10 protein-coding genes are annotated in these 15,240 nt (G+C 66.8%); 6 read left to right on the top strand and 4 right to left on the bottom strand.

Going from position 1 to position 15,240, the window contains the following annotated elements:
- Positions 1-18 precede the first annotated feature (18 nt).
- The gene (locus AC5P5X_RS06885) at positions 19-2,658 is read left to right on the top strand and encodes a TonB-dependent receptor plug domain-containing protein (RefSeq protein ID WP_012479047.1); all 2,640 of its coding nucleotides are present in this window, start codon (positions 19-21) and stop codon (positions 2,656-2,658) included.
- 74 nt (positions 2,659-2,732) lie between these two features.
- On the top strand, positions 2,733-5,327 hold the full coding sequence (locus AC5P5X_RS06880; protein ID WP_111189504.1) for a M14 family zinc carboxypeptidase: 2,595 nt from the start codon (positions 2,733-2,735) through the stop codon (positions 5,325-5,327).
- Positions 5,328-5,893: 566 nt separating this feature from the next.
- Here the strand turns inward: AC5P5X_RS06880 and AC5P5X_RS06875 are convergent.
- Positions 5,894-7,309, bottom strand: coding sequence for a DEAD/DEAH box helicase (locus AC5P5X_RS06875; protein ID WP_043033908.1), 1,416 nt, complete (start codon positions 7,307-7,309; stop codon positions 5,894-5,896).
- Between the two features lie 858 nt (positions 7,310-8,167).
- On the opposite strand from AC5P5X_RS06875, the gene AC5P5X_RS06870 reads away from it, so the two are divergent.
- On the top strand, positions 8,168-9,157 hold the full coding sequence (locus AC5P5X_RS06870; protein ID WP_111189298.1) for a fumarylacetoacetate hydrolase family protein: 990 nt from the start codon (positions 8,168-8,170) through the stop codon (positions 9,155-9,157).
- 14 nt (positions 9,158-9,171) lie between these two features.
- Complete coding sequence (gene maiA / locus AC5P5X_RS06865; RefSeq protein WP_033835418.1) at positions 9,172-9,840, top strand: maleylacetoacetate isomerase; 669 nt, start codon at positions 9,172-9,174, stop codon at positions 9,838-9,840.
- Between the two features lie 44 nt (positions 9,841-9,884).
- Here the strand turns inward: maiA and AC5P5X_RS06860 are convergent, their stop codons facing one another.
- The 3 genes from AC5P5X_RS06860 to AC5P5X_RS06850 all read right to left on the bottom strand — a co-directional run bounded on the left by AC5P5X_RS06860 (position 9,885) and on the right by AC5P5X_RS06850 (position 13,867).
- Positions 9,885-11,345: a UdgX family uracil-DNA binding protein gene (locus AC5P5X_RS06860; protein ID WP_111189299.1), complete on the bottom strand. Its 1,461-nt coding sequence runs from the start codon at positions 11,343-11,345 to the stop codon at positions 9,885-9,887.
- A complete protein-coding gene (locus AC5P5X_RS06855) occupies positions 11,326-12,609 on the bottom strand; it encodes a putative DNA modification/repair radical SAM protein (protein WP_005407960.1) in 1,284 nt (427 codons plus the stop codon). Before AC5P5X_RS06855 ends, AC5P5X_RS06860 begins: the two co-directional genes overlap by 20 nt.
- Before the next feature lie 130 nt (positions 12,610-12,739).
- Positions 12,740-13,867 carry a PilT/PilU family type 4a pilus ATPase gene (locus tag AC5P5X_RS06850; RefSeq protein ID WP_004141526.1) on the bottom strand — a complete coding sequence of 376 codons (1,128 nt, stop codon included), beginning with the start codon at positions 13,865-13,867 and terminating at the stop codon, positions 12,740-12,742.
- Positions 13,868-13,988: 121 nt separating this feature from the next.
- Here AC5P5X_RS06850 and AC5P5X_RS06845 point away from each other — a divergent pair, with 121 nt between their 5' ends.
- On the top strand, positions 13,989-14,354 hold the full coding sequence (locus AC5P5X_RS06845; RefSeq protein ID WP_005407961.1) for a DUF4398 domain-containing protein: 366 nt from the start codon (positions 13,989-13,991) through the stop codon (positions 14,352-14,354).
- The gene (locus AC5P5X_RS06840) at positions 14,351-15,235 is read left to right on the top strand and encodes an OmpA family protein (protein WP_005407962.1); all 885 of its coding nucleotides are present in this window, start codon (positions 14,351-14,353) and stop codon (positions 15,233-15,235) included. The genes AC5P5X_RS06845 and AC5P5X_RS06840 overlap by 4 nt, the downstream gene beginning before the upstream one ends.
- Positions 15,236-15,240 lie beyond the last annotated feature (5 nt).

Below are 15,240 nucleotides of genomic sequence, written 5' to 3'. Positions count from 1 at the left end.
CACCTCCCCCACATCGTCATGCCCAAGCACACCCTGCTCGTGGCGGCCCTGGCCGTCGCTCTGGCCGCGCCTTTGTCCGCCGCCGCCGAAACCTCCGCCGATGCCAGTGGCGAAGCCAGTACCCTGGCCGCCGTGCGCGTCACCGGTTCCAACATCAAGCGCACCGATACCGAGGCCTCCAACCCGGTGCAGGTGATCGGCCGCCAACAGTTGGAACAGACCGGCAAGGCCACCGTGGCCGATGTACTGCGTTCGATCTCGGCCAACACCGGCAACGCCAGCAACGAAACCACCAACAATGGTTGGGCGTCCGGCTCGGCGGGCATCGGCCTGCGTGGCCTGTCGCAGAAAAACACGCTGGTGCTGCTCAACGGCCGTCGCCTGGCCAACTACGGCTTCCCGGCCGGCGGTCTGTCCGACACCTTCGTCGATCTCAATGCGCTGCCGCTGGTCGCGGTCGAGCGCATTGAGGTGCTCAAGGACGGCGCCTCGGCGGTGTACGGCTCCGACGCCGTGGCCGGCGTGGTCAACATCATCACCCGGCAGAACTTCGAAGGCGCCGAGATCGGCGGCAGCTTCGGCGGTGCCGACCAGGGCGGCCTGCACGAGCAGAACCTGAAGTTCGTCGGCGGCCTCGGTGATCTCGACACCGATGGCTACAACATCCTCTTCAGCCTGCAGGGGTACAACCGTGAGCGCCTGGACCAGGACGAGCGCAACCTGACCAGGAGCGGCATCTACACCGACAAGCCGGGTGGCCGCTGGAACGGCTGGTCGGCCAAGGGCGCGCGCTACCTGGTCAACGGCGTCTCGGTGCCGATGCTCGATGCCAACGGTAACTGCCCGACCGGCACCACCCGCGTCGCCAGCGCACCGATCGACGGCCTGGCCGGCGACACCTGCGGCTTCAACCAGGCACCGTTCACCACGCTGATCCCCTCGACCAAGCGCTACCAGGCCTACGCCAACGGTACCTTCCGCCTGAACGACAACGTCGAAGCGTTCGGCGAAGTGCTGTACAGCCAGATCAAGAGTGCCGCGTGGTTCGGCAGCAGCCCGTTCTTCACCCTGGAGAGCGGCCGCTTCGCACTGAACGCGAACAGCGGACTGGCCGAGCCGGTGTCGTCGCTGCTGCCGGCCAACAATCCGTACAACCCGTACGGTCGCGCGATTCCCGTCGAGTACACCTTCTTCGACCTGGGCGGCACGATCAAGACCAACCGTTCCACCGCCTACCGCGGTGTGTTCGGCCTGCGCGGCACCACCGCGAAGTGGGATTGGGAAGTGGCTGCATTCGGTGCGCGCAGCAGCGAGCGTGAGAGCGTGTCCGGTGGCTTCGCCAACCGCTGGGCGCTGGCCGACGCGCTGGCCACGGGCAGCTACAACCTGCTCAACCCGGCGGCCACGCCGCAGTCGGTGCGTGATTCGATCAACATCGCCACGCTGCGTCCGGCCGAATCCAAGCTGCAGGGTATCGATGCGAAGATTTCCGGCAGCCTGGGCCATACCTGGGCCGGCGAGATCGGCTTCGCTGCGGGTGCCGAGTGGCGCCGCGAAAAGCTCGACTCCAACAACCCGTGGCAGATCGATGCCGGCCTGCAGGTGCGCCCGGCCATTGCTGAAGTGCACGGCAAGCGCCAGGTCAGTGCGGCCTACGCCGAAGTGAACGTGCCGCTGGCCTCGACGCTGGAGCTGTCCGCCGCCGCGCGCGCTGATCACTACGATGATTTCGGCGATGCGTTCTCGCCGAAGATCGGCCTGCGCTGGCAGCCGCTGGATGTCCTGCTGGTGCGTGCGTCGGCGTCGAAGGGCTTCCGTGCACCGTCGCTGTCGGAAAACTCCAACAGCACCAGCATCGCCTACGGTAGCGTGGTCGACCCGCGTGATCCGGACGTGCCGGGCTCGCGCCAGAACCCCACCTTCTTCACCGTCGGCAACAACGAACTGAAGCCGGAGCGCACCAGGAGCGTCAACTTCGGTGTGGTGCTGTCGCCGTGGGCCAACACCAACCTGAGCGTGGACTACTACCGCATCCAGCTGGACAACCTGGTCGGCACCAACAACACCCAGACCCTGGTCAACGACAACGTGGCCGGCGCCGTGCAGCGCGATGAGCGTGGCAAGCTGCAGGCGGTCTACAACCGCTACCAGAACCTGAGCGAGCTGAAGACCTCGGGCATCGATGTCGAGCTGCGCCAGCGCATCCCGACCGCGGCACTGGGTGACTTCACCGTGTCCTCGGCCTACACCCACGTGCGCGACTACCGTCGCCCGACCGTGGTCGGTGGGCCGCTGGTCGACTACGCCGGCAGCAACCTGGGCGCGACCCTGCCCAAGGACAAGGCCACCACCACGCTGGACTGGAAGTACGGTGATTTCAACGCAGCCGTGACCTGGTACTACACCAGCAGCTACCGCCAGGAGGCCAGCACCGCCGCCAAAGCCGTGCAGCAGCGCGTCGGCAGCTACAGCCAGTACGACCTGTACCTGGCCTACACCGGCATCGACAAGCTGACCGTGTATGCCAAGGTGCAGAACCTGGCCGACAAGACGCCGCCGTACGACGCCTCGTTCCCGGGCATCCGCGCGCCGTACGACTTCAGCCAGTACGACCTGCGTGGCCGCTACTTCACGCTGGGCTTCGATTACCGCTTCTGATCCATCCGCCGCGGCCGGTCACCTGAGGGGACCGGCCGCGCGATCGTCTGCCGTTGTGTTCCAGGGGAGTCACCGTGTCCTTGCATCGCCGTGCCGTTCTTCCGTTGCTGCTTGCCGCCGCCACCGCACTGTCCTCGCCGCAGCCGGCGCAGGCACAGAGCGCGTACTTCTTTCCGCAGGTCACCGACGCAGCGGCGTTCGATGCAGCGGTGCCGACGCCGGAGCAGTTCCTCGGCTACTCGATCGGCAGCCGTTACACACGGCACGACCAGCTGGTGGCGTACTTCCAGGAACTGGCGAAACGCTCGGACAAGATCAGCGTGCGCGAGATCGGCCGCAGCTATGAAGGCCGCCCGCTGTTGATCGCCACCGTCACCGCTGCAGGCAATCATGCGCGGCTGGAACAGATCCGCCAGCAGCACGCGACCCTGGCCGATCCGGCGCAGCCGCGCAGCGCCGCCGGTGACAGCCCGGTGGTGGTGTGGCTGGGCTACAGCGTCCACGGCAACGAGACCTCCAGTGCCGAGGCAGCGATGCTGACGGCGTACTACCTGGTGGCCAACCGCAGCGCAGAAACCCAGCAATGGCTGCAGCAGGCAGTGGTGCTGTTCGATCCGGCGCAGAATCCGGATGGTCGTGACCGTGCTGCCAACTGGCACAACGCCTGGGCGTCCGACCCAGCTTCTGCCGACCCCGCCGACAAGGAACACGTCGAGCCGTTCCCGCAGGGTCGTACCAACCACTACTTCACCGATCTCAACCGCGACTGGCTGGCCCTGACCCAGCAGGACTCACGGCCGAAGGTGGAGGTGTTCCACCAGTGGTACCCGAACGTGCAGATCGACTTCCACGAAATGGGCAAGGACAGCACCTACTACTTCGAGCCCTCGCCGAAGAGCATGCACAGCCCGCTGATTCCGGCGGCGTCGTATGAATTCAACAAGACCCTCGCCAAGTACCACGCGCAGGCGCTGGATGCGCTGGGGTCGCTGTACTACACCGGCGAGAATTTCGACAACTTCTCGCCGGTGTACGGTTCCACCTATCCGGACTTCCATGGCGCTGTCGGCGTTACCGTCGAGCAGGCCAGCTCGCGCGGCCGCGTGCAGGAATCGGTGAATGGCCTGCTGACCTTCCCCTTCACCATCCGCAACCAGGTCGCCACCGGGCTGGGCACGGTGCGTGGCGCGGTGACCGAGCGCAGCGGCCTGTTCGACCTGCAGAAGCAGTTCTTCCAGAGCGCGCTGAAGCAGGCTGCGCAGCAGCCTGTGAAAAGCTTCGTGTTCGGCGATGCGCATGACCCGGCCCTGACCCGTCGCCTGCTGGAACTGCTGCTGCTGCACCGGATCGAGGTGCGCGCACTGGACCGTGCAGTCACTGTCGATGGGCAGCGCTTCGATGCCGGCAGCGCCTACGTGGTGCCGGTGCAGCAGGCGCAGTTCCGCCTGGTGCATTCGATCTTTGCCGAGACGCCGCCGATCAAGGGTGATGTGTTCTACGGCAGCACCAGCTATGCGATCGCACCAGCCTACGGCCTGGCCTTTGCGGGCAGTCGCAGCCGTATCGAAGGCGGCGCACGCGTGGCCGCGCTGCCGTTGGAGCAGGGCGCGGTGCTGGGCGGCGAGGCCGGATTCGCCTACGCCATCGACTGGCGCGACTACAACGCCGGGCGCGCGCTGGCCGCGCTGCAGGGCAAGGGCGTGAATGCACGCGCGGCATTCCAGCCGTTCACCACCGCGACCGCGCAGGGTGACGTCAGCTTCGCCGCCGGCAGCCTGGTCATTCCGGTTGCCGGGCAATCGCTGCAGGGCGCGGCGCTGCTCGAGACAGTGACATCCGCCGCGCGCGAGGCGGGCGTACAGGTCCACGCGCTGTCCAGCGGCCGCAGCCGCGAAGGCATCGACCTCGGCAGTGACGGCGTCAAGGCGCTGCGCAAGCCTGCGGTGGCACTGGTGATGGGCGAGGGCGTGGCCGCCACCGAAATCGGATCGGCGTGGTTCCTGCTAGACCAGCAGCTGCAGTTGCCAGCCAGCAAGCTGGATCCGCAGCAGCTGGGCAAGGTACCGCTGGACCGCTACACCACGATCGTGCTGTCCGGTGGCACCTACACGGGCGTCGATGCCACGGCGGTGGCTGCACTGAAGCGCTGGGTGCAGGCCGGTGGTTCACTGGTGACCTACGGCAGTGCCTCGAAGTGGGCGATCGAGCAGAAGCTCGCCGACGGCGAAAAGCTCGGCAAGGAAGAAGACGCTGCTGACGAAAGCCGCCGTGCGTTCGGCGATCAGCGCGACATTGCCGCGATCGAGCGGGTCAGCGGCAACATTCTCAGTGCCGACGTGGATACCAGCCATCCGCTGGCATTCGGCGTGCCGCGCCGGCAGCTGGCGATCAACAAGGAGAACACGGGGACGCTGCAGCCGAGCGCGAACCCGTTCTCCACGGTGGTGCGCATCGACACGCCGCCGCGGGTGAACGGCTACCTGTCCGAGCGTAACCGCACGCGGGTGGCAGGCAGTGCATGGCTGCTGGTGTCGGCGCAGGGGCAGGGCAACGTGGTGCTGTTTGCCGATGACCCGGCACACCGCAAGTACTGGCACGGAACGGACCGACTGCTGATCAACGCGATCTTCTTCGGGAATCTGGTGAATCCGGCGAAAGCGCGGGGTTGAGGTGTTTGGCGCCGAGTTTCTGTTGTGCTTGGGAGGCAGGGGGCCTCAGCCAGGACACGCCGTAAACCCATCCATGGGGGCTCGATGGCGCCATCCTTGGCGCCAACGGTCCTGGCTGAGGCCCCCTGCCTCCCATGACAGTTTCCTGCGGGCGCGGACGCATCAGACCCCAAGGCGGGAGCAAGGGCAAATACAAAAGCAAAAGCAAAAGCAAAGCCAGGAATTGCGACTTCGGCTTTTGCCTTTGAATTTGAGTTTGAATTTGAATTTGAATTTGAATTTGATCTTTCTTCTCCCGGCTACCCGGCGGGAGAAGAAGGCGCAGGCAATGCTTGAAGCGGATGGGCATGGGGGCAGCGCAGAACCGTTGGCGCCATGGATGGCGCCATCGAGCTTACATGGACGTATTTACAGCGTGTTCTGCGCTGCCCCCATGCCCATCCGCCCTCGGTACTGCCACCGCGTGCGTTATCACCCGGTAGCCGGCAACAAAAAAAGGACGGCGCGTCAGCGCCGTCCCTCGATAGTCCCCGCGCAGCGGGAAGCACCCTCGATGTCAGCTGGGATCAGCCGGCGCGACCGCCGCCGTTGCCACCCTGGCCACGACCGCGGCCGCCACCATTGCCGCCACCACCACGGCGCTGGCCCTGGCCGGCACCTGCACGCTGCTGGCCATTGCCACCGCCTTCGCGACGGCCACCGCCGGCCTTCTTCGGGCCTGCGTGCGCGTGGCGCGGCGCATCACCGTGCGGACGGCGCGCATGGCTCTTGCGCGGTGCGCGCTCGCCGGTATCGTGCTCGGCCTTGCCCGGCGCACTGTTGCCCCAGCGGATCGGCGTCTGCAGCTCGAAGCCCGGCACATCGCGGATGTCCATGTCGCGGCCCAGCAGGCGCACGATCGCACGCAGCAGCTTCACTTCATCCTGTGCCACCAGCGAAATCGCCTGGCCGGTCGCGCCGTTGCGGCCGGTACGGCCGATGCGGTGCACGTAGTCCTCGGCCACCATCGGCAGGTCGAAGTTGATCACCTTCGGCAGCTCGTTGATGTCGATGCCGCGCGCAGCGATATCGGTCGCCACCAGCACGGTCACGCGGCCGGCCTTGAAGTCACCCAGTGCACGCAGGCGCTGTCCCTGGCTCTTGTTGCCGTGGATCGCCGCGGTCTTGATGCCCGACTTTTCCAGGAACGAGGCCAGCTTGTCGCTGCCGTGCTTGGTGCGGGCGAACACCAGGGTCTGCTCGCGGCTGTCCTGCGCCAGCAGGTGCAGCAGCAGGTCGCGCTTGCGACCGGCATCGACCGGGTGCACGCGGTGGGTGATGGTTTCGGCCACGGTGTTCTTCGGCGTCACCTGGATCTGTTCCGGGTTGCGCATGAACTCCAGCGCCAGCTGGCGGATGTTGTCCTCGAAGGTGGCCGAGAACAGCAGGGTCTGCCGGTTCTGCTTCGGCAGCTTGGCCAGGATGCGCTTGATCGACGGCAGGAAGCCCATGTCGAGCATGCGGTCGGCTTCGTCCAGCACCAGCAGTTCAATGCCGGACAGGTCGATGCTGCGACGCTCCAGGTGGTCGATCAGGCGGCCCGGGCATGCCACCAGCAGGTCCACGCCACGGCGCAGGATGTCCAGCTGGTTGCCCATGCCGACACCGCCGTAGATGCAGGCGCTGGGAATGCGCAGGTACTTGCTGTAGCCGCGCAGGCTGTCGTGCACCTGGGTGGCCAGTTCGCGGGTCGGTGCCAGGATCAGCGCGCGCGGCTTGCGCGGGCCGCTGCGCACTTCCTGCGAGGCGGTGCCCAGGTGCTGCAGCAGCGGCAGGCCGAAGGCGGCGGTCTTGCCGGTGCCGGTCTGTGCGCCGGCCAGCAGGTCACGACCGGCCAGTGCCAGCGGGATCGCCTGCTGCTGGATCGGGGTCGGGTTTTCGTAGCCCTGCTCGGCAAGCGCACGCAGCAGGAAGGGCGCCAGGCCCAGCGATTCAAAAGACATTGAGTTTGCTCCAAGTACAAGAAACGCCTGTCCGAACGGACAGACGGGGGCAGATCAAACTGATCGGCTGACTCGGAGCGTTCCCGTGAACCGCGCTGCGAGAATTGGGTGCAGCCGGCACGAAGCGCAGGCTGGAATGCGTGACGAACGGCGTCGGAGTGGGGGCGGGCGAAGAGGGCGGACCCTGGTCGCCGGCGATCCCGGAGGGAAACGGACGGCCGCTGCAGACTGCGCAAGTCTAAACGATGTTTGAGACTTCACGCAAAAAGACCTGTTCAGGTAGGGGTTCTCTCTGCAGGGCTGCGCCCTGCACCCGCAGAGGCTGACGCAACGTCAAAGGCCGGGTTCCTGTGGGAGGCGGGGTGGGTCCGGTGGCAGGGGGCGCTGCAAGTACGTCCATGTAAGCTCGGTCGCCGCATCCATGCGGCTCACGCCCCTGTCACCGGACCCACCCCGCCTTCGACAGTTTTCCGCGATCTGTCGAATCTCATTCGATCAATTTCGGTGTCTGACGGATCTCGACGATGAATGATGTGGATGTTCGATCAGTCATTGGGAACCTGTCGGGGGTGCGGCGGTGTGGGTGGGCAGGACCGTTGGCGCCATGGATGGCGCCATCGAGCCCCCATGGACGGGTTTACGGCGTGTCCTGCCGGCCCACACCGCCCCGCCCAACCAGCAGAAAGCCAGAGCCGCTTTTGACGTTGCCGTTGCTGTTGCATTGAGCCGGTGCAGGGCTGCAAGCCCTGCCGAACCCCCCACTACGGTAGGGTGGGCCGATGCCGCGCTGCAGCTTGGCGCCGCCGCAGATTTGATTACACTTGAAACTTGTTTGCCCACGACTCCGGACACCCACCCATGAAGCTTGGTTCTTTGAAGGAAGGCGGCCGCGACGGCACCCTGATCGTCGTCTCGCGTGACCTGCGCCACGGCGTGCGCGCCACCGGCATTGCCGCCACCCTGCAGCAGGCTCTGGAAGACTGGAGCCACATCGCGCCGCGCCTGAACGCCCTGTACGAATCGCTCAATGCCGGCGACGCCGACGGTGTGTTCGACCTCGACCCGCAGGCCCTGGCCGCGCCGATGCCGCGCGCCTATGAATTCGTCGACGGCAGCGCCTACCTGCCGCACGTCGAGCGTGTGCGCCGTGCCCGTGGCGCCGAGGTGCCGGAGAGCTTCTACAACGATCCGCTGATGTACCAGGCTACCAGCGCCGGCTTCTACGGCCCGCGCGATGCGGTCAAGGTGGTCAGCGAGGACTACGGTATCGACCTGGAAGCGGAGATCGTGGTGATCACCGACGACGTGCCGATGGCGGCCACCCCCGAACAGGCGGCGGGCCACATCCAGCTGGTCGGCCTGGTCAACGATGTGTCGCTGCGCAACCTGATTCCGGGCGAGCTGGCCAAGGGCTTCGGCTTCCTGCAGTCCAAGCCGCGCTCGGCGCTGTCGCCGGTGTTCGTCACCCCCGACGAACTGGGCGCTGCGTGGCAGGACAGCAAGGTGCACCTGCCGCTGCTGACCCACATCAACGGCAAGTGGTTCGGTGCGCCGGAAGCGGGCGTGGACATGCAGTTCAATTTCGCCCAGTTGGTCGCGCATGCGGCCAAGACCCGTCCGTTGGGCGCCGGCACCATCGTCGGCTCGGGCACCATCGCCAATGAAGACACCAGCAAGGGTGCGTCGTGCTTCGCCGAGCAGCGCGTGGTCGAAACCCTGCGCGACGGCAAGCCGAGCACGCCGTTCATGTCGTTCGGCGACGTGGTCCGCATCGAGATGCTCGATGCCGCCGGTAACAGCATCTTCGGTGCGATCGAGCAGCGCATCGAACAGGCCGCCAAGCCCTGAGCATGGAGGCGGCCATGGAGATTCCGGTCGACGACGGCATCGTGCTGTACACCTACTGGCGATCCAGCGCCGCCTACCGCGTGCGCATCGGCCTGGAGCTGAAGGGCCTGGCCTGGGAGGCCCGGCCGGTGCATCTGGTGCGCGACGGCGGCGAACAACACCTCGACGCCTATCGCAGGCTCAATCCGCAGCAGCTGGTGCCGACCCTGCTGCACGAAGGGCATGCGCTGACGCAGTCGCTGGCGATCGTCGAGTACCTGGACGAGCGCTTCCCGCAGGTGCCGCTGCTGCCGGCCGACGCCGCCGGCCGCGCGCGGGTGCGGGCACTGGCCCAGCTGGTGGCCTGCGACATCCACCCGATCAACAATCTGCGGGTGATGCAGTACCTGGAACGCAGTCTGCAGCTGCCGGCCGATGCCCGTATGCAGTGGACCCTGCACTGGATGGCCGAGGGCTTCGCGGCAATGGAGGCGATGCTGGCCAACAGCCGTGACACCGGCACCTTCTGCCACGGTGACCGCCCCGGGTTGGCCGACCTCTGCCTGCTGCCGCAGCTGTACAACGCCCATCGTTTTGGCCTGGACCTTGCGCCGTACCCGACCCTTCGCCGCATCGAGGCCGCCTGTCAGGCGCTGGACGCCTTCGACCGCGCGCGCCCGGAAAACCAGCCCGACGCAGCCTGAAAGTAGAGGGACGGAGGGGATCAAGTCGCAAGTGCATTCACGACTTAATCCCCTCCGTCCCCTTTTTGCAGCAGTTGCGCGAGATCATCGCGGAACAGTGCATAGGCCCGTTCGCGGCGCGCGCCATCGCCTTGCCGCAGCACCCACGCCGGGTGCACGGTGGCGTAGCCGCGGGTGCCTTCCTCCAGCGTGTGCCAGCGTCCACGGTCGCGCGACAGATTGAAATCACGGCCAAATACCGAGGCTGCCGCGGTTGCGCCCAGGCAGACGATGAGCTGCGGCCGCACGCGCGCGATCTCGCCCATCAGCCACGGCCGGCAGGCCTGGATGTGGCGGCTTTCCGGCCGCTTGTGCAGCCTTACCTTGCCGCGCCGCTCATGGTGGAAGTGCTTCACCGCGTTGGTCAGGTACAGCGTGGCGCGATCGATTCCCAGCTCGGCCAATGCGCGGTCCAGCAACTGGCCGGCAGGGCCGGCGAACGGCTGGCCGCGCAGATCCTCGGTATCGCCAGGCTGCTCGCCGATCACCATCACCTGCGCATCGGCCGGCCCCTGGCCGAACACCGTCTGCGTGGCGGTCTCCCACAGCGGGCACTGGCGGCAGGCGCTGGCCTGTTGTCGCAGCGTCTGCAGGCTGGCGGTATCTGGGCGCGCTGCCGCAGCGTCCCCACGCATGGGAATCCTGCGCTGGGGTGCCTGCGCGGGCCGGTCATGCATTTCCTGCACGCGATCGCCCGCATCGCGCACCAGGCGCGGCAGCAGCTGCGCCTCGGGCAGGTGGCGCCAGTATCTGGCCGGCATCTCCTGCATCATCATCCGGGTGTTGAGCCGGGCCGGATTGAAGATGCTGGCGTAATAGGTCTGCCACAGGGCCTCGCGCGCATCTTCGGCCGGGGCGTCCTCGCGGCGTGCGCCGGGGCCGAAGGTCAGCGCCTGTCCATCCCACGCCACGCTGCGCGAAGGAGTGAGGATCGCCCAGCGCATGCCGGTGAAGCGGCGTGCGAAGAACGGCGCGACCCGGTCGACGATGTGGTGCTGTGGCTCGAACCAGGCGATGAACGCATCAGGTTGGCCGGGCAGCTCGCGGAAGCGCACGAATGCCTTCATCTTGTGCGTGTCACGGCGGACGGCCTGGGCCAATGTCATCGCACGCAGCACATCGGCATCGGCGGGATTGGTCAGCACCGCGCGTTCGCCATGGGTGATCCGCCACAGCAGCCGGTACAGCAGTGACAGGCGCTGCGGTTCGCCATGGCACAGGCAGGTGTCGGCCAGTTCCAGGAATTCGCGCGGGACGCCGGGAACGCTTGCCTGTGCTGCCACCGGTGCCTGCTGCACCGGCGGCGCATCCAGCAGCGATGCCTCGCCGCCTTCGAGCCAGTCCAATTGCTCGGGCCGCACGCCCCGCAGCAGCGCATCACGCGCGCCGTCGCGCCAGGCCTGCAGCGACCACGGCGGATCCACCCGCTGCGACCAGCGCGGCGCGTCAGGCTGCCGGCGGTGCATCGAACAGTGATCCCTGGCGCGGCGGCGGGGCCAGTTGTGCTCGCAGCGCGGCCGGGTCATCCAGTGCCTTGCGCGGGTGATGGTCGGCCAACAGCACGAACGGTAGCAGTTTGCTCATCGGCGCCTTCAGGCGGGCGATGTCCGCCACGCGCAGGCGCCCGTGCCGGCGCGCCATCAGCACGCGCTCTGCATTGCGCACGCCGAGGCCGGGCACCCGCAGCAGCATTTCCTTCGGTGCACGGTTCAGATCGACCGGGAAGCGTTCGGGATGGCGGATCGCCCAGGCCATCTTCGGATCGATGTCCAGATCGAGCATTCCGCCCTGGGTGGTGTCGGTGATCTCGTCCACGCCGTAGCCATAGAAGCGCAACAGCCAGTCGGCCTGGTACAGCCGGTGCTCGCGTTGCAGGGGTGGAGGCTGCAGCGGCAGCTGCCGGCTGGCATCGGGAATCGGGCTGAACGCGGAGTAGTAGACCCGGCGCATCCGGTAACTGCCGTACAGGCTGTCGGCGCTGGCCAGGATCTGCTGGTCGTTGGCCCCGTCCGCACCGACGATCATCTGCGTGCTCTGCCCGGCCGGGGCGAAACGGGGAGGGCGCGGGCGTGCGCTGCGGCTGGCCGTCGGCGCCACCGCTGCGGGGGCCTTGCGCGCCTCCTTGGCTTCCTCGATGCGCCAACGCAGTTCGCCCATCGCGCCGCGTATCGAATGCACCGTCTTCTCCGGCGCCAAGGCGCTCAGCCCGGCTTCGGTGGGCAGTTCGACGTTGATCGACAGGCGGTCGGCGTAACGCCCGGCGCTGGCCAGCAGTTCCGGCGACGCCTCGGGAATGGTCTTGAGGTGGATGTAGCCGGCGTAGCGGTGTTCTTCGCGCAGTTGCCGGGCCACCTCCACCATCTGCTCCATGGTGTAGTCCGCATTGCGGATGATGCCGCTGGAGAGGAACAGGCCCTCGATGTAGTTGCGCTTGTAGAAGTCCAGGGTGAGCGTGACCACCTCGTCCACGCTGAAGCGCGCGCGTGGCACATTGCTGGACACGCGATTGACGCAATAGGCGCAGTCGTAGACGCAGAAGTTGGTCAGCAGGATCTTCAGCAGCGATACGCAGCGGCCATCGGGCGTATAGCTGTGGCAGATGCCCATGCCCTCGGTGCTGCCGATACCGCCGCTGGCGCGCGAATCGCGCTTGCCCGAGCCGCTGGAGGCGCAGGAGGCGTCGTATTTGGCGGCATCGGCCAGAATGGCCAGCTTGCGGATGGTTTCCATTGAGGAAACCTACGGATGAGGGGTCTCATTGGATGAGACGGCCCCTGAATTCTTCAGGAAAAGGGGACGGAGGGGATTGAGTCGTAAGTGCATATACGACTTAATCCCCTCCGTCCCCTTTTTCGTGCGGTCAGAAGCCGTGGGTGATGCTGGGTGCGCCGGCCGAGAAATCCGCGTATGGGTCATGCTCGCCGCTGCTGCCTTCGGACAGGCGGAACTTCAGTGCCAGGCCATCGCGCGAGTCGGCCGCGCGCAGCGCTTCCTCCTGCTCGATGGTGCCGGCCTTGGCCAGCCGGAACAGGCACTGGTCGAAACTCTCCATGCCCTCTTCCAGCGATGCTTCCATCGCCGCCTTGATCTCGTGCACCTGGCCGCGACGCAGCAGGTCGCGGATCATCGGCGTGTTGAGCAGCACTTCGGTGGCCGGCAGGCGACGGCCTTCCTTGTTCTTCACCAGGCGCTGGCTGATCACCGCACGCAGGTTCAGCGCCAGGTTCATCAGCACGTTCTTGTGCGCGCTTTCCGGGAAGAAGTTGAGGATGCGCTCGATGGTCTGGTCGGCGTTGTTGGAGTGCAGGGTGGCCAGGCACAGGTGACCGGTTTCGGCGAAGGCGATCGCCGCTTCCATCGTCTCTGCGTCCAGGATCTCGCCGATCAGGATCACGTCCGGCGCCTCACGCATGGCGTTCTTCAGCGCGTTGTGGAAGGCATGGGTATCCAGCCCGACCTCGCGCTGGTTGACGATCGACATCTTGTGCTTGTGCAGGTACTCGATCGGGTCTTCGATGGTGAGGATGTGACCGGTGGTGGTGCTGTTGCGGTGGTCGATCATCGACGCCAGCGAGGTGGACTTGCCGGAACCGGTGGACCCCACCACCAGCACCAGCCCGCGCGGGGTCATGATGACGTCCTTCAGCACCTGCGGCAGGTTCAGCTCCTCGATGCTCGGAATCCGGCTGCGGATGGCACGGATGACCATGCCCACTTCGCCGCGCTGCTTGAACACATTGACGCGGAAGCGACCGGCATCGGGCAGGGCGATGGCCATGTTGAGTTCCAGCTCGCGCTCGAACTGCGGCACCTGGCCTTCGTCCATCAGCGAGTAGGCGATCTTCTTGACCATGCCCGGCGGCAGGCCGGTGTTGCCCAGCGGATAGAGCTTCCCCTCGATCTTGATGTAGACCGGTGCCCCGGTGGTCAGAAACATGTCCGAAGCGTTCTTTTCGGTCATCAGCTTCAGGAAGTAGCCGATATCCATTGCGAATTTTCCCCAACGAAACGGCCGACGCCCGTTGCCAGCACGGTGTCGGCTTGACGACAATGGCCGTGAACCGACAACCGGTACGGCCTCCCCAATGAAACGACTTAGCTTCGCACGAATGCGCCACAGCCTGTATGTGATGGCGTTTGCATTCGCACTGTCTGCCCCCGCCTGGGCGCAGGATGGCGCGATGGAACTGGCCCAGGCCCGGCAGGCGGTCGACAAGGCCACCCAGGCCGATGCCGACCAGTACGCCCCGGACCTGATCGGGCTGGCCCGGCAGGGGCTGGAGCAGGCCCAGCGCGCCGCCGGCGACCGCCGCGAGCGCAAGAATGCCCCGGCCATGGCCCTGCGTGCCGCCGCCGATGCCGACCTGGCCCGCGTGCGCAGCGAGGAAGCCACCGTGACCGCGCAGCTGCAGCTGCGCCGCAACGAGGTCAACCAGCTGCAACGCCAGCTGTCGACCGGGGAGGATCGCCGGTGAAGCCGATGACTGCCGCAACCCTGGCCGCGCTGCTGGCGCTGCCGACCCTGGCCGTGGCCGCCGACAACCCGATGGTGGCGCAGCTGAGCCAGCGCCTGATGGCCATCCAGGCCAACCCGGATACCGCTGAGCTGGGCGCCTTCGAGCGCATGCAGGCCCAGCAGGCCATCGCCACCCTGGACAAGGCCAAGCGCCGCGACCAGGAGCTGGCCACCTACCTGGCTGAGCGCCGGGTGGAGATCGCCGAGACGGCCGTGCGTACCGCGCTGGCCGCCCGCGAGGTCGACCGCCTGGAGCGGACCCGCAGCGACCTGCTGATCGAGGCCAGCCGCCGCGATGCCGCGCGTGCCCGCCAGGAAGCCGAACAGCTGCGCATGCAGGCACAGATGCAGGCCGAGGAGGCTGAACGCCTGCGCCAGGCCGCCGAGGCCGAGACCCTGGCCCGCCAGGACGCCGAGAACGCCCTGACCAGCGTCGCCGGCAAGCAGCAGCAGCGCCTCAGCGCCGCCCAGCAGAACGCCGCCAAGCTGGCCCGCGAGGAAGCCGAGCTGGTGTCCGGTCAGAAGCTGCCGGGCTCGAAGTTCGATGGCCGCGGCGAGGTCTTCACCTTCCGTGGCGATGCGTTTGCCGCTGGCGCCTCCAGCCTGTCCGGCGGCGCCCGCAACCAGGCCAAGGCGTTGGCCGAATACCTGAACATCGGCAAGAAGGGCCGCCTGCGCATCGAGGCTTACGACAGTGCCAACGGCGTAGGCCAGAAGCGTGCCGAGGCCCTGCGCGATGCCCTGGTTGCGGCGGGTGTCGCGAGCAACCGGATCCAGCTTGCCGGCAAGAAGGCGGCCTCCACCCAGGCACGTTCGGCCGAGGTCATCATCGCCCCGTAATTGCT

Source organism: Stenotrophomonas sp. YJH_SMC_91 (assembly GCF_059368495.1).
This window is presented reverse-complemented; position numbering and strand designations above follow the sequence as displayed.

Excerpts from the sequence above, each read along its gene's own strand:
- AC5P5X_RS06885 (WP_012479047.1), top strand. The coding sequence starts at position 19 with ATGCCCAAGCACACCCTGCTCGTGGCGGCCCTGGCCGTCGCTCTGGCC.
- AC5P5X_RS06875 (WP_043033908.1), bottom strand. The coding sequence starts at position 7,309 with ATGTCTTTTGAATCGCTGGGCCTGGCGCCCTTCCTGCTGCGTGCGCTT.
- AC5P5X_RS06870 (WP_111189298.1), top strand. The coding sequence starts at position 8,168 with ATGAAGCTTGGTTCTTTGAAGGAAGGCGGCCGCGACGGCACCCTGATC.
- maiA (WP_033835418.1), top strand. The coding sequence starts at position 9,172 with ATGGAGATTCCGGTCGACGACGGCATCGTGCTGTACACCTACTGGCGA.
- AC5P5X_RS06860 (WP_111189299.1), bottom strand. The coding sequence starts at position 11,345 with ATGCACCGCCGGCAGCCTGACGCGCCGCGCTGGTCGCAGCGGGTGGAT.
- AC5P5X_RS06855 (WP_005407960.1), bottom strand. The coding sequence starts at position 12,609 with ATGGAAACCATCCGCAAGCTGGCCATTCTGGCCGATGCCGCCAAATAC.
- AC5P5X_RS06850 (WP_004141526.1), bottom strand. The coding sequence starts at position 13,867 with ATGGATATCGGCTACTTCCTGAAGCTGATGACCGAAAAGAACGCTTCG.
- AC5P5X_RS06845 (WP_005407961.1), top strand. The coding sequence starts at position 13,989 with ATGCGCCACAGCCTGTATGTGATGGCGTTTGCATTCGCACTGTCTGCC.